This window comes from Geminocystis sp. CENA526, assembly GCF_050753365.1.
Classification (GTDB): domain Bacteria; phylum Cyanobacteriota; class Cyanobacteriia; order Cyanobacteriales; family Cyanobacteriaceae; genus Geminocystis.
Genome location: NZ_JBLZFY010000008.1, coordinates 58,142 through 78,302, shown reverse-complemented (window position 1 = coordinate 78,302; position 20,161 = coordinate 58,142). Strand labels below are relative to the sequence as shown.

20 protein-coding genes are annotated in these 20,161 nt (G+C 32.2%); 12 read left to right on the top strand and 8 right to left on the bottom strand.

Annotation, left to right across the window (positions count from 1 at the left end; all coding sequences use genetic code 11):
- From ACN4EE_RS04350 to petL, 3 genes are all read right to left on the bottom strand, one after another.
- Positions 1–610, bottom strand: a 610-nt coding sequence (locus ACN4EE_RS04350) for a glycosyltransferase family 2 protein (protein ID WP_431705175.1), incomplete at its 3' end; no start/stop codon positions are given.
- A gap of 13 nt (positions 611–623) precedes the next feature.
- A complete protein-coding gene (locus ACN4EE_RS04345) occupies positions 624–1,106 on the bottom strand; it encodes a DUF4079 domain-containing protein (RefSeq protein WP_431705174.1) in 483 nt (160 codons plus the stop codon).
- Between the two features lie 219 nt (positions 1,107–1,325).
- On the bottom strand, positions 1,326–1,421 hold the full coding sequence (petL, locus tag ACN4EE_RS04340; RefSeq protein ID WP_431705173.1) for a cytochrome b6-f complex subunit PetL: 96 nt from the start codon (positions 1,419–1,421) through the stop codon (positions 1,326–1,328).
- 296 nt (positions 1,422–1,717) lie between these two features.
- Between petL and grrM the strand changes: the two genes are divergently transcribed.
- The gene (gene grrM / locus ACN4EE_RS04335) at positions 1,718–2,878 is read left to right on the top strand and encodes a cyclophane-forming radical SAM/SPASM peptide maturase GrrM/OscB (protein WP_431705172.1); all 1,161 of its coding nucleotides are present in this window, start codon (positions 1,718–1,720) and stop codon (positions 2,876–2,878) included.
- Between the two features lie 287 nt (positions 2,879–3,165).
- Here grrM and ACN4EE_RS04330 read toward each other — a convergent pair whose 3' ends face one another.
- Together ACN4EE_RS04330 and ACN4EE_RS04325 are read right to left on the bottom strand one after the other, a co-directional pair.
- A complete protein-coding gene (locus ACN4EE_RS04330; protein ID WP_431705171.1) occupies positions 3,166–3,789 on the bottom strand; it encodes a class I SAM-dependent methyltransferase in 624 nt (207 codons plus the stop codon).
- Between the two features lie 12 nt (positions 3,790–3,801).
- Positions 3,802–4,095 carry a hypothetical protein gene (locus tag ACN4EE_RS04325; RefSeq protein WP_431705170.1) on the bottom strand — a complete coding sequence of 98 codons (294 nt, stop codon included), beginning with the start codon at positions 4,093–4,095 and terminating at the stop codon, positions 3,802–3,804.
- Positions 4,096–4,147: 52 nt separating this feature from the next.
- Here ACN4EE_RS04325 and menD point away from each other — a divergent pair, with 52 nt between their 5' ends.
- Together menD and ACN4EE_RS04315 are read left to right on the top strand one after the other, a co-directional pair.
- Entirely contained in the window at positions 4,148–5,884 is a 1,737-nt protein-coding gene (gene menD, locus ACN4EE_RS04320; RefSeq protein WP_431705169.1) for a 2-succinyl-5-enolpyruvyl-6-hydroxy-3-cyclohexene-1-carboxylic-acid synthase, read from the top strand.
- 43 nt (positions 5,885–5,927) lie between these two features.
- Entirely contained in the window at positions 5,928–6,599 is a 672-nt protein-coding gene (locus ACN4EE_RS04315) for a DUF3782 domain-containing protein (protein WP_431705168.1), read from the top strand.
- A 30-nt stretch (positions 6,600–6,629) separates the two neighbouring features.
- On the opposite strand, the gene fni is transcribed toward ACN4EE_RS04315, so the two are convergent.
- On the bottom strand, positions 6,630–7,673 hold the full coding sequence (gene fni / locus ACN4EE_RS04310; protein WP_431705167.1) for a type 2 isopentenyl-diphosphate Delta-isomerase: 1,044 nt from the start codon (positions 7,671–7,673) through the stop codon (positions 6,630–6,632).
- 656 nt (positions 7,674–8,329) lie between these two features.
- On the opposite strand from fni, the gene ACN4EE_RS04305 reads away from it, so the two are divergent.
- Complete coding sequence (locus tag ACN4EE_RS04305) at positions 8,330–9,301, top strand: metal ABC transporter solute-binding protein, Zn/Mn family (RefSeq protein WP_431705166.1); 972 nt, start codon at positions 8,330–8,332, stop codon at positions 9,299–9,301.
- On the top strand, positions 9,285–10,043 hold the full coding sequence (locus ACN4EE_RS04300) for a metal ABC transporter ATP-binding protein (RefSeq protein WP_431705165.1): 759 nt from the start codon (positions 9,285–9,287) through the stop codon (positions 10,041–10,043). The genes ACN4EE_RS04305 and ACN4EE_RS04300 overlap by 17 nt, the downstream gene beginning before the upstream one ends.
- 381 nt (positions 10,044–10,424) lie before the next feature.
- On the opposite strand, the gene ACN4EE_RS04295 is transcribed toward ACN4EE_RS04300, so the two are convergent.
- Positions 10,425–11,768, bottom strand: a complete 1,344-nt coding sequence (locus ACN4EE_RS04295) for a DUF3370 domain-containing protein (protein ID WP_431705164.1) — start codon at positions 11,766–11,768, stop codon at positions 10,425–10,427.
- A gap of 359 nt (positions 11,769–12,127) precedes the next feature.
- Here ACN4EE_RS04295 and ACN4EE_RS04290 point away from each other — a divergent pair, with 359 nt between their 5' ends.
- The 3 genes from ACN4EE_RS04290 to ACN4EE_RS04280 are packed head-to-tail and all read left to right on the top strand — an operon-like array spanning position 12,128 to position 14,492.
- Positions 12,128–13,135 (top strand): DMT family transporter, encoded by a 1,008-nt coding sequence (locus tag ACN4EE_RS04290; RefSeq protein ID WP_431705163.1) that lies wholly within the window; start codon positions 12,128–12,130, stop codon positions 13,133–13,135.
- A gap of 38 nt (positions 13,136–13,173) precedes the next feature.
- Positions 13,174–13,485, top strand: a complete 312-nt coding sequence (gene grxC, locus ACN4EE_RS04285) for a glutaredoxin 3 (protein ID WP_431705162.1) — start codon at positions 13,174–13,176, stop codon at positions 13,483–13,485.
- A 47-nt stretch (positions 13,486–13,532) separates the two neighbouring features.
- Complete coding sequence (locus tag ACN4EE_RS04280; RefSeq protein WP_431705161.1) at positions 13,533–14,492, top strand: pentapeptide repeat-containing protein; 960 nt, start codon at positions 13,533–13,535, stop codon at positions 14,490–14,492.
- A gap of 102 nt (positions 14,493–14,594) precedes the next feature.
- Here the strand turns inward: ACN4EE_RS04280 and ACN4EE_RS04275 are convergent, their stop codons facing one another.
- Positions 14,595–15,164: a hypothetical protein gene (locus ACN4EE_RS04275; protein ID WP_431705160.1), complete on the bottom strand. Its 570-nt coding sequence runs from the start codon at positions 15,162–15,164 to the stop codon at positions 14,595–14,597.
- Positions 15,165–15,283: 119 nt separating this feature from the next.
- On the opposite strand from ACN4EE_RS04275, the gene ACN4EE_RS04270 reads away from it, so the two are divergent.
- From ACN4EE_RS04270 to ACN4EE_RS04255, 4 genes are all read left to right on the top strand, one after another.
- Positions 15,284–16,396, top strand: a complete 1,113-nt coding sequence (locus ACN4EE_RS04270; RefSeq protein WP_431705159.1) for an IS630 family transposase — start codon at positions 15,284–15,286, stop codon at positions 16,394–16,396.
- A gap of 152 nt (positions 16,397–16,548) precedes the next feature.
- Positions 16,549–16,905, top strand: a complete 357-nt coding sequence (locus ACN4EE_RS04265; protein WP_431705158.1) for a S1 family peptidase — start codon at positions 16,549–16,551, stop codon at positions 16,903–16,905.
- Positions 16,906–17,147: 242 nt separating this feature from the next.
- Positions 17,148–19,298, top strand: coding sequence for an FHA domain-containing protein (locus ACN4EE_RS04260; protein ID WP_431705157.1), 2,151 nt, complete (start codon positions 17,148–17,150; stop codon positions 19,296–19,298).
- A gap of 107 nt (positions 19,299–19,405) precedes the next feature.
- Positions 19,406–20,074, top strand: a complete 669-nt coding sequence (locus tag ACN4EE_RS04255; protein ID WP_431705156.1) for a COP23 domain-containing protein — start codon at positions 19,406–19,408, stop codon at positions 20,072–20,074.
- Positions 20,075–20,161 lie beyond the last annotated feature (87 nt).

Below are 20,161 nucleotides of genomic sequence, written 5' to 3'. Positions count from 1 at the left end.
CACCAAATACCTGATAATCTCCGGGGTGTTTCGTACGATAAGCCACTGTAACTTGATTACTGAAAGCCCTTGACAATTTATGATCTTTAATATAAAGTAACATCATTCGATCGCCGATAGGGTGATAATCTTTTGGGATAAAAGACCATAAAGGAGCTACTCGAAAAGCTGATTTTGTGAGAAAATAACAACTGGTATCGATAAAATTCTCAGGATGAGTAAAAGGACATTCTCCCAATGGACTACCATCAAGGCGAGTAAATAAACGATTCGAGCAACAAACAGAGGCTTTTGTTTCCTTGTGTAGTTTTATCAAAGATTCTATATGTTGAGGATGATACCAATTGTCACTATCTAGGTATGCGATCGCATCAAAATTTTGTGCAATAGCAGATAATGAACCAATAGCACGGGGTGTATCACCAAAGTCTGCGTGTCCTTTTTCTAAGACAATGTGTTGTATATTCCATTTGCGAACATAATCTTCAGGATAACCATCTGCAACAAAAATATGAGTACATGGATGGGTTTGTAATAAAACGCTACGATAGCATTTTTCCATCCATTCTCTGGGAGTTTTATAATAGGGTGTAATAATAGCTACTTTCATTACTCATTAATTTTTAAAAGGAAAGTCCGAGTTTTAAGCCAAGAATTGCATGGATAACCATAATAACTAAGGCAAGACTACCAAGATAGGCGTGAGTTGTGCGTAAACTTTCTTTATTTCCGATAAAACCCGTAGCGGAGATTAAGCCATTTAAGCCTAATAACCCAATAACAATACTACCCGTCCAAAAATGGGGACTTTCAAAAATAGGTTGCCCTTGCATAATCAGGGATAAAACACCGCCACTATATCCTAGGGTAATGAATAAAAACAAAAACGGCGCAATTTTACGATGATCTCCTTTATTGGTTTGTTTGATTTCTTTATCTTCAGAAATCCTACTACGCCAACCCGTAATGGCAACAGCGCTACCCATCGCAAAGATAACAATTCCCATGAAAAAAGGATGTCCCCAATGAACAACTATTTCAGGTGTGTTAAATCCAGAGAAGATGTCAGCTATAGGTTGCAAAAATTCTCTAATGGTTTCTTTCATAAATAAATCTTTCTTCCTTTGAATGAATTTGTTTAAGATGACAATATTGTTTGGAATGACGGGGAGATTGCTTCGTTACCTCGCAATGACAGATAAAAAAATTATGATTGTCATGGCGAGGGGAAATTTATCTCCAAATTAGTGAAAAATTCCTTAATCCCCGAAGCCATCCCATAAGGTTTGACTTTTTTCCTGACTAATCATTAACAATTAATTTCTTTAAATAAATTTAATGGCGCGTAAGCCATAATATAAAGTGATGGCAACTACAGAAAAAGCACCGATAAAACCTACATAGGCTACTAATCCAGACATTATTAATACTCCTGATGAAATAAACAACTTATATTCTATTATTATTTTGTTACCTATTCTTTTCTGTGAGGAATTTTTTACTGATTATTTTATATGATGCTTGTATAATTTAGCAAACTACGCTTCCGATTTTGGAATGTGTGTCGCCCTACCTTTATAATATAATAAGGATTATGGTTCATTGATTTGAAATTTTTTGAAAATTGCCATTAAAACAAATACAAACAAGTGACGATGAAAAGTTAACAGTTTTTCTTCAATGAATTGAACTAACAAAATGGAATTTTACCTTGACAATGAAAAAATCCAACTTACTAGATACTACCAAATTTGGTCCTATTTCCTTAGTCATTATTCAACCTAATTCTTTCTGCAATTTAGACTGTGATTATTGCTATTTGCCCGATCGACATCTGCAAAATAAACTATCATTAGATTTAATAGAACCGATTTTTAAAAGTATCTTTACAAGCCCATTTTTCCAAGATAATTTTATGATATGTTGGCACGCTGGAGAGCCTTTAACCATGCCCATATCATTCTATAAATCAGCATTTCAATTAATAAATGAAGCTAACGAAAAATATAATAAAACTGAACATTGTTTTTATCATTCCTATCAAACAAATGGTACTTTAATCAATCAAGGATGGTGTGATTTTTGGGCAGAAAATCCTGTGCATATTGGGGTTAGTATAGATGGACCAGCTTTTTTACACGATGCCCACAGAAAAAACCGTAAAGGCGGTAATTCCCATGATTTAACCATGCGGGGAATCGATTATTTAAAGAAAAATAATATCTCTTATAACACCATTTCTGTTATTACTAAAGAATCTTTAGATTATCCCGATGAAATGTTTAATTTTTTCGCAGAAAACGAGATTTTTGATATAGCTTTTAATATTGAAGAAATGGAAGGAGTTAACACGATTTCTTCTCTTAATGGCAAGGAAATAGAAGTTAAATATCGTAAATTTATTGAGAGATTTTGGGAGTTAGTTACTAATAGTAAATTACCTTTTATTGTGAGAGAATTTGAGGTTTTAATTAGCTTAATTTACAGTGGTAATAGGTTAAAAAATACCGATATGAATAAACCTTTTTCCATTATTAACTTTGATTATCAGGGCAATTTTTCGACTTTTGATCCTGAATTATTATCGGTAAAAACTAAAGAATATGGTGATTTTATCTTCGGAAATGTGTTAGAAAATAGTCTCGAATCTATGGGGGAAAATGACAAATTTCAGAGTATTTATAGAGACATTAATCAAGGTTTAAAACTATGCGAAAAAGATTGTAATTATTTCGGAATTTGTGGCGGTGGGGCTGGTAGTAATAAGTATTGGGAAAATGGCACTTTTGCTTCTTCTGAAACTCAATGTTGTCGTTATCGTATCCAAATTTTAACGGATGTTTTACTAGATTCGATCGAGCAGTCTTTAGGTTTATAGATTATGAATAATAATCTTGATAATTTTCACAATTTTTTTTGTTGACATAGCATTCTTAATTTTTCAATAAATAATAACTCCAAAACTATTCCCTTTTCCTTCATAAATTAAAAAGAGAAAGGCAATTAAGTTTATTTTAATCTTCATTTTCTGTCATTGCGAGGTAACGAAGCAATCACCAGATGGCTTCGGGGGAAAATCAAAAATTCATCTAATTGTGAGATAAATAACCCCCTCGCCATGACAATAATATTTTTTTGCATCTTTGCGAGAGAAAAAACCAACTTTTATTTTTTTGCTTGAATAACTTGCAAACTTCCCCCCGCATAAAGTTGATTATTAATGATAGTAAAACCAACATTTTTTAACTTATTTTCTAAGTCTGTTTTTAATAATTGCCATGCGGTTTCTGTCTCAAATAACAACATAAATAGGGTTAATCCGGGTATGAATAAAACATTTTGCGGTTGATGTAAGTCGATGAATGTAAAAATCCCTTCTGGTTTTAAGACTCGATAGGCTTCTTTAAAAATTTCTTCTAACTCTGATGTCGTCATCTCGTGTAAAGCTACGCTACTATGAACTATATCAAAATAATCATCACCAAAAGGCATTTTTTGAGCGAATCCTTCCACAAATTGCGCTTGAGGTACATTTTTTCTCGCTTTTTCTAGGGATACGGTGGATATATCTAACCCTGTCACTGCTTGGGAATAGTTAACTAAAAATTTCGTAGTTTGTCCTGCACCACAACATAAATCCAGTATTTTTGTATTGGAATTAATAGGGAGATTTTGCAATGCCAGTTGTCGAAATTTCTTTTCTCCCCCTACGGGTATCGCCGCTAATTTGGCTATCGTATCATACAACCATTGATATTTATAACTGAGAGGACGCAAAAATGTTGCCATGACAATTTTATTCTATAATTTGGTGGAACTCGATCGTAAAATATCGGGAATCAGGGTATCATCGCTAAATTCTAACACGGTTTCTCGATAACCTAAATAACCCGAATTGGTGAAAAATAATAACATTCTATTTAAAGCTATCCAAACTTCTGTACTAAATTCCCAATCTCCATTCATGGGCGCATAATCGCTAATGGATTTTAATGCCCAAAAATAGTTATTTCTCACGACAGATTTTCCTTTTTGATATTGTGGTAAGTCTTCTTTGTTGATATAAAGAATGTTATCTTTTATAATAGCTTTCATCTTATTTTTTATTTAATTTATTTACTTATAGTATCATAATTTTTATTATAAAATGTCTTTAAATTTTAGTAATATTAACACAATTTGGAGTTCAGTAATAGTAGAAACTTTTGCTCAATTAGGCTTTAAAAATGCCGTCATTAGCCCCGGTTCTCGATCGACTCCTTTAACCCTTGCCTTTGCTCAACATAATGCTATTAATACTATACCAATTTTAGACGAAAGATCAGCGTCTTTTTTTGCGTTAGGATTAGCTAAAAAAAATAATTTTCCTACTGTGTTAGTCTGCACTTCTGGTACTGCTGGGGCAAATTTTTATCCTGCTATTATTGAGGCTAAATATAGTCATATCCCTTTAATTATTTTAACTGCCGATCGACCTCCAGAATTACAAAATTGTCATGCAGGACAAACTATCAATCAAGTTAATTTATACGGAAATTATCCTAATTGGCAAACTCAATTATCTTTACCCTCGATGGAACTCGATCGACTTTTTTACCTGAGACAAAATATTATCTATAGTTGGGAAAAATCTTTTTTAACCTCAAGGGGAGTAGTTCATATTAATATACCATTTCGAGAACCTTTAGCACCGATTTCTACTTTAGATATTAGTTTAGAAAATCAAGAGTTTATCTATCAACAATTATTCGCTAATTTTCCTATTAATAATCATAGCTTTCTTGCTTATAATTTTGATTTTAATAGTTATGTTAATCACTGGAAAAAATATAAAAAAGGTATTATTATCGCTGGTGTGGACTCTCCTGATAATCCTTTATTATATACTCGTTCGATCGAACTTTTATCTAATGTCTTAAACTTTCCCATTTTAGGGGAGGCTTTATCTCCCATTCGCAATTATTATGAAGGAAATAATCAACTTATTATTAACTATGATGCTATTTTAAGAAATCCCGAAAATGCCGTGAAATTAATCCCAGAAATAGTAATTTTATTTGGTGAATATCCTACCAGTAAAACCTTACGAGAATGGTTAAATAAACATAAGATTAAAACCTATATTATTACTCCCCATGATGATAATTTAGATGCTTTACATAGTAACTCTATTCATCTTCGTATTAATCCAGAAAATCTCAGACAATATTTACCATCATTAGACAATAATTTTATCTCTAATTATAGTAATCAATGGAGTTCGATCGAAGAAAAAATTAAGATTAAACTTGAGAAAATTATGGATAAAAAAGAGGAAATATTTGAGGCAAAAATATCCTATCTTTTATCTCAATATCTTCCTGAAAATACTCCCATTTTTATCGCTAATAGTATGTCCGTTAGATATGCAGAATTTTTTTGGCAAAAAAATAATTTAGCTAGAGAAGTTTATTTTAGTCGAGGCACAAACGGCATTGACGGCACATTATCCACCGCTTTAGGTATCGCTTATAAAAGCCAACCTACTATCTTATTAACAGGAGATTTAGCTCTTTTACACGATACTAATGGCTTTTTAATTAATCAATATTTTCAAGGAAGTTTAATCATTATTTTAGTCAATAATAACGGCGGAGGAATTTTTGAAATGTTGCCAATTTCTGAATATCAACCCTTATTTGAAAAATATTTTGCTACTCCTCAAAATATAAATTTTATGAATTTAACTACAACCTATAATGTGGATTATAAACTAATCAATCATTGGGAAGAATTTAAAAATTTATTGCAAAATTTACCCAAAAAAGGTATCCATCTTTGGGAATTAAAAACTAATAGAAAATATGATACCTCATGGCTAAAAAATTATTTTATAGATATTTGAGATAAAATAAAATAATAAGAAAATTATTGAGAGGGGTAAAATTATGGCAACTACCGCCGATGAAGTTTGGAAATTGTTGGGAGAATTAATCGAATCTCAGAAGGAAACCGATCGAAAATTTCAAGAGACTGACAGACGAATGAAAGAGACTGACAGACGAATGAAAGAGACTGACAGACGAATGAAAGAAACTGACAGGCAAATGAAAGAAACTGACAGGCAAATGAAAGAGACTGACAGGCAAATGAAAGAAACCGACAAAAAAATTAAAGAATTAGGCAAACAAATTGGAGGTTTAGCAGGGAAATTTGGCAGTTTTACCGAGGGTTTAGCTTTACCTTCCATGGAAAAAATTCTCCGAGAAAAGTTTGCTATGGAAGTAATAAGTCCTAGTGTGCGTGTTACAAAACAAGGAGAACATATTGAAATCGATGTTTTAGCCTATGCTAATGATGCAGTCAATGCCGTTTATGTGGTAGAAGTGAAAAGCCACGCTAGAGAGGATTCTATTGACCAATTAAAAACTATTTTACAACGTTTTCGTCACTTTTTTCCTGAGCATCAAAACAAACAAGTTTATGGCATCTTAGCGGCGGTAGATTTATCGGCTTATGTGCGTCAAAAAATTTTACAAGAAGGCTTGTATGTTGCCCGTATTAATGATGATGTATTTAATCTTGATATTCCAGAAGATTTCCAGCCTAAAGTTTGGTAAACATCGAGATTTTCTATATTTTTAATCTAGTCAATCCCTCAATACTTTTTGGCTTTGTAAACTCTTTATATCTTTACTTCCTGTACAAAATAACACGGTTTTGATTTCGGCATTGAGTAACTCAACCAAATTCTCTGAGGTTTCAATAGATTCGATCGAACTTTTGAGAAAAGGATAAGCTAAACCTACCATATCAGCACCTAAAGCCAACAATTTTGCCACCTCTAAACCATTGCGGATACCGCCAGAGGCAATTAAGGGAATATCAGGGTATTGTTGAGCAATATCCGCTACACAATCTGCTGTAGGAATACCCCAATTAGCAAAGGTTTTACCCAATTCTCGTTTCAGATAATTGTCGCTTCTTTCGCTTTCTACCATTGCCCATGATGTACCACCAGCACCCGCTACGTCAATGGCTTGGACTCCTTTACTCATCAATTTTTGTGCCATCATCGCCGAAATACCGTTACCCACTTCCTTAACGATAATCGGTACAGACATTTTCTCACACAGAATCTCAATTTTGTCTAATAAACCTTTAAAATTAGTATCTCCTTCGGGTTGAATACACTCCTGTAACGGGTTAAGATGAAGAATCAAAGCGTCAGCTTCCAATATTTCTACTAATTTTGTGCATTCTCGCCATGTATAGCCATAATTTAACTGTACCGCTCCAATATTAGCTAATAATAGTATATCAGGACAGATCGATCGAACCTGAAAAGTTTTAGCAATCTCTGGTTTTTCGATGATAACACGCCCCGAACCAATACCCATAGCAAGACCATATTTTTGGGCAACCATGGCTAAACGCTGATTGATAACTTGTGCATTTTCTGTGCCTCCCGTCATGGAAGAAATCAACAAAGGAGAGGATAATTTTTTCCCTAGAAAATTAAGAGAAATATCAATTTCATGGTAGTCTAATTCAGGTAAACAACAGTGAGTAAAATTATATTTTTCTAAACCATTTTTGACTTGATTAAACTGCACTTTATCATCTAAACAAATGCGAATATGATCATCTTTTCTAGTTTGAGTTTGATTTAAAATAATCTCTTGATTTTCCATTATTTTTATATATCAATAGGTTTTATGTGTTGGTAATTATAATTTATTTTAATAGTAATTTTTTATTATAAATAGAGTCTATTCAATAAGTAAAAAATGAACTCACTTTAGTAGAGTTATGTTATTAGCAAAGAAATTTATTGCTTTGTGAGACTTTGTGAGATAATAATTTCGACTCATAAAATGCGTTTCATAAACCATTTTTCATAGATCATTTTACAATAAACTATTTTACAATAAACCGCTTTTCATCAACCATTTTGCAATAAAACGCTTTTCATCAACCATTTGCAATAAATCCCTTTTCATCAACCATTTGCAATAAATCCCTTTTCATCAACCATTTTACAATAAACCGCTTTGCAATAAATTGACAAAGCTAATAGCGAAAGTCTGCTAAAGCGACTAACTAAAATACAATTTTATATCAATTTTGAATTTAACTTTTTTTTATTAAATATTATCAATATCTAAACCATAAGCATTTATTTCAAGTTTGATTAATTTTTAAAAATTAACTTTTGCCTTTTGCCTCTTGCCTATCTTTACGAGTAAACTTAGATATATCCAATTTTAACTGATTATCTGAACAGTTAAACATACATTTTGTATGAGGAATTAGCTATAATTATAAAAGTTGATATTCGAGACTGTTTATGATTATTTTTAAATCTAAAATATTAAATTTTTTATTAGTTTTAACGCTGTTTAATATAGTAGGATGTAATGGCGAAAATAGGGAAGAAACACCTCCAACTATCAGTTCAGAAATTGATAATTCAGCATTAAATCCTCAAGAAAATAAATTGAATTTAACAGTAAGTATTTTACCGCAAAAATACTTTGTCGAAAAAATTGGCGGAGAATTAGTCAACGTTAATGTTATGGTAGAACCGGGTATGGCGGCTGAAACCTATGAGCCTTTACCGCAACAATTAGTTAATTTGAGTCAATCTTCGGCTTATATTAGTATTGGAGTACCCTTTGAAGAAGCATGGTTAGAAAAAATCAAGTCCGCAAATCCTCAAATTCCCATTATTAATTCTGGTGCAGGTATTGACAAAATACCCATGATCGGACATGATCATCATCATCATGGTCATAGTCACGATCGAAAAGAAGGAGAAAGCCTTGATCCTCATACATGGTTATCTCCTCAATTAGTGAAAATTCAAGCTGAAAATATTTATCGTGAGTTAGTGAAATTAAATCCAGAAAATGAGAGTATTTATCGACAAAATTTAGAACAATTTTTGACAGAAATCGATGATTTAGATAAACAAATTAGGGAAAAATTTGAGGGTATTAGTCAAAGAAAATTTATGATTTATCACCCTGCTTGGGCTTATTTTGCCAAAGATTATAATTTACAACAAATCTCGATCGAACTGGAAGGGCAGGAGGTAACATCAGGGGATTTAGCAAAGTTAATTACCCAAGCTAAAAAAGATAATATTAGAGTAGTTTTTGCCCAGCCACAATTTACCACAAAAACAGTGGATACTTTTGCTAGAGAGATAGGAGGAGACGTTGTGTTATTAGATGATTTAGCCGAAAACTGGTCAGAAAATCTCTTAGAAGTTGCCGATAAATTAGCCCAATCGATGAAAAATGAATCCAATAATTAAGTTATCAAATGTTTATGTTGGTTACGGAAAAACCAATGTTTTAGACAACATAAATCTACAAATAAATGAATTAGATTTTATCGGTATTATAGGACCTAATGGAGCAGGAAAAACGACCTTATTAAAAACTTTATTAGGGTTAATTACTCCTACTTCTGGAGAAATTTCAATCCTAAATTATCCTGTTTCTCAAGGGCGTAAATATATCGGTTATGTGCCTCAAGTTTTAGAGTTCGATCGAGCCTTTCCCATTTTAGTAGAAGATGTAGTGAGAATGGGACGACTATCGAAAAAACGCCTATTTCATCGCTATAACTCTCATGATGAAAAAATCGTGACTCATTGCTTAGAACAAGTGGGCATGATAAAATTACGGGGAAGATCGATCGGTGAATTATCAGGAGGAGAAAGACAAAGGGTATATATTGCCCGTGCTTTAGCCAGTCAACCCCAGATACTATTATTAGACGAGCCTACAGCCAATGTTGACTCCAAAATACAAAAAAGTATTTATGAATTATTAAAAGAACTCAATGAATATATAACAATATTATTAATATCCCACGACTTAGGGGCAATTTCTACCCATGTGAAAACCATTGCCTGTCTCAATCGTACTTTACACTACCATCAGGATAAACTAATTACAGCACAAATGATACAGGATACCTACCAATGTCCTATCGATTTGATTGCCCATGGAATTCCTCATCGTGTATTACCGGATCACGATCGTCAGTAACGTATTTTTTACCTCAGTTTGATGTAAGAATATTCGATTGAAGCAGGTATCAGGTATTAGATAGCAGGTTTAATTTTTGTTTGTAGTAAGGGCTTTAGCCCTATTTTGTTAAACTTCTCACTTACTTAGGGTTTGCTGAATAAATCAGAAGTCTATTAAAATCAAGGGTTTAGACAAACTACATTACTAAAAAAGTGTGCAGTTTTAGCAATTTTTACTCAAAAACTGAGCATTTTTTACTAAATTTTATTTAAAACATCCTTGTATTTATATGTTCATATAAAGTCCCAAAACCTTGATTTTTATTACTTATTCCCTTTTCCCTTTTTCCAAATCCGCTCTTCCCTCTCTTCATCAAAATACTTTTTCAGCACCCCCTACTTATTGTGTTGAAACAGTAAGAATCTGAGGAGGTGTCGCATCAGGAGGATAAAGAAAATCTACAGACACTAACCTTTGACTTTCAGGAGGCATGGTGACAGTAACTAAATTTTCTCCCTTTTCTCCTCTTTTTTGCACTAAATGAAAGTATTGTAAACGAGGCAGATTATTGTCATCTCTATATTGTACTTGTACTAAACCTCGAAAAAATGTTTGAGTGGGTAAAGGATTCAAAAAGTTAACTCCGGGGGCATCCTGTTTAACAGGAGTAGAAAGGGCAATACTAACAGTTTTCGTTTCGTTAGTGGGGTTAATAAGAGGTAAGGTTAAACTATATTGTACACCATAGTTACCGTGCGCACTGTAAGCGGTGTCGGGGTATCTTACCAGAAGGGGAGCGGTTTGTACTTGATTTGTGCCTAATGTGCCTCCCACAAGGGTGCTTAAACCGTAGGAAAAGGCTTCACCAGAGTTGGGAATGGTTAATAATTGACTGCTGGGGGAATCGGTTAAGTCGATTTTCCACATATTGCCTTCGGATACTCCTGCTACTCTACCATAGATTCTTTGCCCCGTGGCTTCGGGAGGAGTTGGCACTCTGTCTCTAGGAGTAGATAAGGAGGCGTTGGTTAATAAGTTTTCCCATTGAGAAAGAGAGGGGGGGTTGTCTTCGTTGTCTTGATACATGGCTAAACTAGCAATATAGACTTTCCCACTGCTATATAATCTCATATATGTCGATCGACCGTTAAGGGGTGGAGTCAGAGAATGTATGGGAATAGGCACATTTAATAACATAGTGCTTTCTCCGGGGGGAATAGTGATATTAGGTGGAAAAATATCTTGACGTTTACCTTGTAATATATCTCCCATAACTCTACTACCCGGTCCTGCAAAAATATTACTTCCTTCTACTTTCGAGGGTAAGGTAATAAAAGGCGCATCGGGTTGACTCAAATAACTAGCTCCCTGTAAGATGTCGATCGAAACAGGCTCAGAAGTGGGATTATGAGCAATAATACCGATAAATAAAGTTCTTTTATCATCTTCAGTGGGGGGTTTAGAAACATGATGGGCAAAAACATCGAATCTACCCTCAAAAGGGAAGTTTAAATGTGCTGTCTCGTCAATTTTATTATCAGAAGGAAAAGTCGAAAGCAAGATACCTTCCCCTAACACTAATTCTGGGCTATTACTATTAAATACTGGTATTTTATTTAACGCTCCGGGTAAAGGGCGCACTAACTGATTATCGGAAACAATTTCACTATTTTGAGCAGGGGTATTTTGAGTATAAATCAGGGGAGGATGAACGGGAAAAAAAAGGGGTAATAGTTCTAACATAAAATAATCTGACGAGACAAATAATATATCATGGAAATAATATCAAAAACTGACCTAATCATAGTGAGAAAAGTTCCGAAATGAATAACTAAGTTCTCGTACAAAATTAATTGTATAGAGGCAAGGGGTTTAAACCACTTGTTATCATAGCGTTGAGATAAATAAAATTCACAATTAATTCTGCTTACTTACTTAAAACTCATGTAAGCTAAGACGCATCTAATTAGGAGTTGCTGAAAAAGTCTTTTGGTGAGGGTAGTGAATCGTGAATACTTGTAAGACATCGATAAAAAAGTTAGAACTAAGATAAATTAGCACATATAATGACTTTTACTATTTGTTTTGATTCCTAATTTTTAATGCAGTTCAAACTTAACAACAATTCATCTTTTTTCACCCCCTTAATACTTGTTACACCCTTTTTTCTTTGGGGTACAGCAATGGTGGCTATGAAAGGTGTTATCCATCAAACTACCCCTTTATTTATGGCAGGAGTTCGTATTTTTCCTGCGGGATTTTTAGTATTATTAGTTGCGATCGTACTCGGAAAATCTCAGCCAAAAACTTGGCAGGGTTGGGCATGGATTAGTCTTTTTGCCTTAGTGGATGGTTGTATGTTTCAAGGATTCATCGGCGAAGGTTTACAAAGAACTACAGCAGGATTAGGCTCGGTGATGATTGATTCTCAACCCCTAGCGGTAGCCATTATGTCTCGTTGGTTATTTAAAGAAATTATCGGGTTTTGGGGATGGTTAGGTTTAGCTATAGGCATTATCGGCATTAGTTTCATTGGTTTACCCGATGAATGGATTATCAATGGTTGGCAAGGAAATTTTAGTGCTATCGATTTAAACTGGCAAAACCTGTTTAACAATGGTGAATGGTTAATGTTATTGGCTTCCTTATCAATGGCGGTGGGTACAATTATGATTCCCTATGTTTCTCGTCATGTAGATGCAGTTATAGCCACAGGATGGCATTTGATTTTAGGAGGATTAGTCTTATTTGTGTTGAGTTTTTTTAGTGAAACTTCTCAATGGGTAAATCTGGATTTATCAGCTTGGTTATCTTTAAGTTATGCTACCATTTTCGGTAGTGCCATCGCCTATGGATTATTCTTTTTTCTGGCATCCAAAGGAAATCTTACCAGTTTAAGTGCCTTAACTTTTTTAACTCCTATATTTGCCTTAACCTTTGGTAATTTAATTTTAGGGGAAACCCTTTCTACTTTACAGATGCTAGGGGTATGTTTAACTTTAGTCAGTATTTATTTAATTAATCAAAGGGAACAAATTACCGAATTTCTTACACCTAAATATGATAAATTTAAACTAGGAATAAAAAAGCAATTAGGAATTAATAATTAAATTTTAGTTGTATGTTGATTTAGTCAATTTTTAAAATTATGTTCCAACTAATTAACAGAATATTCGGGAATAAATCTTCTAATATTAAGGCTAAAGTAGAAATTTATACATGGCAAACCTGTCCTTATTGTATTAAAGCAAAATGGCTTTTATGGTTAAAAGGATGCCATTTTCAAGAGTATAAAATAGATGGAGATTCACAGGCAAGAAAATTAATGATCGATCGAACTAAAGGTAAAAAAACCTTACCTCAAATATTTATCAATAATATTTCTATCGGAGGTTGTGATGATTTATACCAACTCGATCGAACTAAAAAATTAGATATTTTATTAACTGAAAATTTGTAAAAATATTTGGGTAATTTTCTTTCTTATCTTCTTCCTATGCTAATTTTATGAACGTCGATGAAATGCTCCGATTATATGATCAAGGACAACGAGATTTTAGTCAAATTGATCTATGTAAAGAAGATTTAATTCAAGCTAATTTAACCCAAATTAATTTGAGTAGAGCGGATTTGAATTGGACAAATTTAAGTGGCAGTGATTTTAGTGGGGCAAATTTAGCTCGATCGAACTTAACCCATAGTCGTATCATCAGTGCTAAACTAATTGGCACAGACTTAAGCTATGCAGATTTAAGCTATGCAGATTTAAACTGGGCAAATCTAAACGGTGGGAATCTAAGCAGAGTAAATTTAAGTTATAGTAATTTGAATAAAGCATCTTTAGCCAACGCAGATTTTAGTTATGCTAATTTAACAAACTGTAATTTAACAGGGGCAAATTTTGCTGGAGCAAATTTCACTAAAGCCGACTTATCAGGGGCAAATTTAAGTGGAGTAAATTTAACAGGGGCAGACTTTACCAGAGCCGATTTATCAGAAGCAAATCTGCAAGGATGTGACTTAACAGAAGCCAATTTTAAGAGAGCAGATTTAACCGCCAGTCAACTCAGAAACGCTGATTTAAGCGAGGCAATTTTACAAGGAGCAAATTTAGAAAAAGCCAACTTACGAGGTGCAAATTTTACAGGTGCGATTCTCAGAAATACCAATATTAATCAAGTCAAATTATCAGAATTAAACCTAAAATTACCTACTAAAAATCGCATTATCTTTTGGGGTGCAAATTTACGAGAAACTAACCTAGAAAAAGCGATTTTAAAAAACTGTATTTTCAGTCACGCTCTTTTACAAAAAGTCAATTTAGAAGAAAGTTGTTTACACCGATGCAATATGATAGAAGTAATCTTAATAGGTGCAGATTTAAAAGGGGTGAATTTACGCAATAGTGCTTTAAACGGTGTTAATTTAACAGGTACAACTATGGCTGATGGTTCAATTCACCCCTAATTTACCTTAGGCAGATAGGAAAAAGGGAACACTTCGAGGATGAAGGTTGAAGAACCCTACCTGTCCAAAAAGTTAGGCAGGGTAGTTTAATATAACAAGAAATTACCACAATCCACGAACGGGTTGGTTAAATTGTTGAACTTCAGGTTGAGGAGTGTAGGTAGGTGCAGGAGCAACTTCACGCACAGGAGCAGGTTGAACAGCAGGGGTAGCAGTACGAGACGCTTCTAACTCAGACCAAATAGCCGCAGTACGCTCATTTAAAGCACCCGAAACTTCTACTCGTTTCCAACCATATTTAGCTTTTAAGCGACTAATCCATTGAGAATGAGCTTTGTCCACTAAATGGTATCTGCCATCAGCTTCATGAACTAAGACATCTGAACCGGGGCAAAAACCACCGTTAGCATGAAAAACTGCTCCGCTTTCCGTGCGAATAAAGAGAATATCGCCACTTTTACCGATAACACGACCTAACGTATAGTCGCCCCATTCCATTTGTGTTCCACCATTATAGGTATCATGACCTTCTAATTGACTAATTAAGTTTTGCTGATGAGAATTAGATGTTTCTTCTTTTGTTAAACTAGAAGCCTCCGCCGAGTTGATTCCTGCATTGAACAACAATCCTACTCCCAAAGCAGTGAAATAAGGAAGATTTTTAAAATTCATAATTTACCTTCGCTTGGTTATTTGATTTTCTTTATAGTGTTATTGATCAAATCATAAGCTAAAACGCACTTGTATAGTCTATAATCATAATAGCACAAATAAATTTGTTAATCTTAACCATGCCTATTAAAAATTTCTTGTCACCTGAAGAAAAACATTATTTACAAAATGCTTTGAAAAAAGAAGATAGAGCTGAAGTCAGAGAACGAATTTTAATCTTTTTATTAGAAAATGATGGTAAGAATTATCAAGAAATAGCAGATTTTTTAGGTTGCTCTCCTCGAACAGTCGCATATTGGGCTGTTCATGGAAATCCTAATGATACAGAAAGTTTACAAAACGAAACAAGAAAAGGAAATCATCACAAAGCCACACCAGAATATATAGAATTATTATTAAAAATTGTAGATATAGAACCGAGTACTTTTGGATATGAATTTGGTCGTTGGACAGGAAAAAGATTATCAGAAAACTTGGAAAAAGAAACTGGTATTAAGTTAAGTAAATCTCAAATACAAAGGATATTAAAAAAAAATAAATATGTTTATATTTGGTCAAAATATAGTTTAGAAGATAAACAAGACCCAGAAAAAAGAGAATTATTTAAAGAAAAAATAGAAGAATATATAAGATTAAGTAAAGAAAGAGAAAATGATTTACAGATATGGTTTTGGGATGAATGCGGATTTAGTTTGAGAGTAATAAGAAGACGATTATGGACAAAAAAAGGTAAGAGAAAAACCGTCAAAGGACAAAGAAGAAGAGGGAGAGTAAATATGATGGGTGGCTTAAGATATTCAGATAAAAAGAGAGTATGTTATGTGATTAAAAAAGGAGATTCGATGACATTTTATGAACAATTAAAGAAACTGAATGAAGAAATAAAAAAAGAATGGATAGAGAAAGGAAATAAAGAAGAAGATTTTGAAAAAATAGGACCAAAAATAGTAATAATATTAGATAATGCTAGTTTTCATAAAAAGAAAGAAATAATAGAAAAAATAGAGAAAGAACTACCCAATATTATATTGGAATATTTACCACCTTATAGTCCAGATTATAATTTAATAGAATTAGTCTGGCATTCGGCAAAAGAATATATAGCTAATCGAGAATTTAAAAATGTAGAAGAGTTAGAAACAACAATTAAAAGGCTATTAAATGAAAATCAATTAGAGATAAATTGGAGTAAAAAATTTAAAAATAAGGGAAATTTGATTAATGTAACTTAAATGCGTCTTAGCTTATTAGGGAAGATAATGGCATTTATTCTGTGATTACTAATAATTATGTAGTTAAAGATACTAATGTTGATTATAAAATTCAAACCTATAGAAATAAGGTGTATCTGGGAGAAGTTATTTAGCAAAATAATCAGGATACAGTGGTAGATGATTTAGCTTTGTTAAAGTTTAGTAGTCAAGAAAAATATAATGTAGTTAAAATTAAAAATGATGTTCAAAAAAATGAAAAAATATTAGCTACTGGTTTTCCTTTTCAAGATAATTTTACTCAATCTCCCCAGCTTAAATATACTATGGGATATGTTAAGAAAATTTTACATCAACCTTTGATCGGAGGCTATCAATTAGGTTATAGTAATAATATCTATTCGGGCATGAGCGGAGGTTCTATACTTAATGAAAAAGGAGAATTAATTGGCATTAATGCTTTAGGTTCTTATCCATTTTTAGGTAATCATTATATCTATCAAAATGGGACTATTATTTCTGAAAAATAAGTAGCAATAATGGAACAATTAAGTTGGGGGATTCCCAGTAATTCGATCAAACTACTCATTAATAAACTTGAAGAAGAAGGATTAATTAATTTTCAATTAAAAAATAATAACCAGAACAGTAATTGAGATACTAAAAAAATATAGTAATTTTTAAAAATTTATCAAACAAGAAATAAGAATTTAATAAAACTTAAAAATTATCCTCATCAAAAAACTTTTTTATCAACTCCTAATTAAAAATTATGCCACCAAAAGCTGATAAATTACAACAAAATATTGAAAGTATTAAAAGTTTTTTAAACAGAAAATTACCTGAATATAATGAGTTAAGAGAAGTCATCACTAAAGTTAATAAAATAGAGGCTTTATTGTCAGAAAAAAAATTAACATTACAAATAGTAGGTGATGAAGAAAAATTAATTCAAGCAATGTTTGATTTAATTAGTAAAAATCCCGAATTTACTCAGGGATATAAGATTAAATATGATTTGATTCCTGAGTTACCCAAAGAAACTCAATCAGAATTTTTAAGTATTTTAAAGTTAGTTAATTTTATTGATAATGAAATCAATGTTATCCAAGAAATTACCCTTGATACAAACCAAGTTTACACTTTCGGTAGAAATCCAGACTTAAACTTAGTTTTAGATGGAAATATTTATAAAGGCGTATCTTGGCAACACGCCGAAATTAATACAGTTATCGATGAAAAAGGTATTAGTAAATGGCAAATCAAAGACTTAAATAGTAGTAATGGTACTTTTGTTAATAGTCAAAAAATTAATAGTAATTTTATCTTAAATTCAGGGGATATAATAACTATTGCTCATCCTCATTATCAAGACAAATTTGCTTGTTATTATTTCAGTGAAGAAACCGTTAATGATGATAATATCAATAATCCTTATTATGATGTCATTGATTGTGATGTTTTATTGTTAGTTAGTACCTATAATAGTTATAAATCACATTCGATCGAGATTTTTTTGAAGACATTAAATATAGAAATGATGTCTAAACAATTTTTGATAATGGATTTAGATATACAGGAGGAAGAAAAAAACTTAGAAACTGTGATAAGTGAATGTGAAACTTGGTTAGAAGCACAAAATTTTGAGTATAAAATAGACTTTTTTCCTGTACTTTTAACTCCTTATTATCAAGAAGATTATCAAGGGAATTTGTCTAAACCCATGCAAAAAAGACTAGATAAATTTATTAAGGGTTTAGGTAATGTTATTAAGCGTCAACCTGAAAATCTTTTAGCTAAAAGATTAAATGCTCAATTAATTCCTTTAATAACTCCTTTAGAGTCAATTTTAGTGAAAGAAGATGAAGAATTAAAGCATAAAATAAATCATTTTCAAAGTAAGTTACAGGAAATGACTAAACAAAATTGGAAAGATATAACTAAGAGTGTTTTAGGAGAGGTAAAAGAAGATAAAGACAAATTTTTTAAACAAATAAAAACTGACTTAACTCAAGCTAAAGCGTCTATTTTAGATAACTTTAGTAAACGGAGTATTATTTCTCAAATTCAAAATTTTGTCGATGATTTACAACCTATTATTTTTAAAAAAGAAGGACAACCTTATGTTAAGTTATCTCCTAAACAAGGAAATATTAATACTGATTTGAATCAAATTATCATTCAATTCTCTACTTCTACTATGGAAAATTGGGCGTTAAAAGAATGGGATAAAATTTTAAATATTTATAGTAATGGTGGTTTAAATGGGTTATTAATGCGCAGTTATGAAAGAACTAATATTATCCCTAATTTATTCTCTGAATCTCCATTTCACGAACCTTCATCATTAGATGTTAAAAATAATTTTCTCATTTCTTTTATGGGAATTGATAGTGATGTGCGTCATAAACAAGTATCGATGGCAGGGTATATTATGAAAACAATTCGATCGAACTTAATGCAAATAATGATGATGGCTACCCTTGTTTTTGCTATTTTAGGACAAAAAGTCGGAAAAAATGAAATGTTTGCCCAATTATCAGGAGTTTTTAAACAGTTTCCTTTTTTATTAGGCTTAGGAGTTTTTGCGTTGATATTTTTCTTAACAACATCCTATAACCAAGATAATAATTTAAAATTAGAAGAAGCCGCCGAAAAATTAAAAAAAGAGGTTAGTAGTTATTATCAATCTTTAAGTAAAAATTTGTTAGAAAAAGTAATCCAAGATATAAATTTAACTTTAGAATATGAAGCTAATCGCATCGATAATAGTTTGCAAAATATTCAAGAAAGTTATACTGAGTATATAATTGAACAAGAAAAACAACAGATTTCTATTAAAGCTAATTTAGACCTTTTTAAAGAGAAAGAAAAAAATTTAAGTAAAGAAATTACTGAGTTTAAAAAATTAATTAGAACTTAAAATAGATCATTTTGTTAATCTTGTTATATTTTTCTTAACAAATCATCAAGAATATAATTAAACTACAATAGTTATAACTTATAATCATAATAGAGAAAAACTTTTTTATGGTAAAAATTATGAAAAATTCATGGTTAAGTAAAATACTTGTGTTGGGGATTTCGATCGTACCTTTGTTATGGTTAAATAGTCCAGTGGAAGCACAAACGAAAAGAAACGTTTATAGTTGTATCAATTATCAAGGTAAACCAAGTACTGTAGTGGATACAGACAAGGGCAGAGTTTTGTTGATCGTTTGGGAAAGTGACTTTTTTAGAGGTTCGGGGTGGACTCCTCAAAAAAGATGCGAAGAAGTTTCAAGACGGTTTCAAGAATTTTCTGACAATAAAACCTTAAGATTTTTGACTACAGGTAAAATGAAAGGACAAAATGTTATTTGTGTAGGAAAGGCAACGGGAGGAAGTACTTATCAATGTCTTGACAATGGATTATTGCTAACTTTGGAGAGTAACAACGACAATCCCAATCAAGTCTTACAAAATTTATTTCAAGCCACTCGATCGAGCAGTAATTTCCTTCGCAGAACTGGCAATAGGTATGCTTTTGAGTTTGATAAATTTATCGATGAAGCTCCTATAATCTCTCAAACTCCTCAAGTTTTGCCTCCTGAAATCACTCCATCTCCTGTAATTACTCCAGCTCCTCAAATTACTCCTACTCCCGTACCAGTACCACAAAACGACAATTTTGATTGTCCTCCTCTTTTTTGCGATTAAGCAAATGGAAAAATAACTGATATGCCCCAAATAAAGTTATTTAATTCTCATGGCTATATGAAACGAGATAACACAATACTTCCCAAA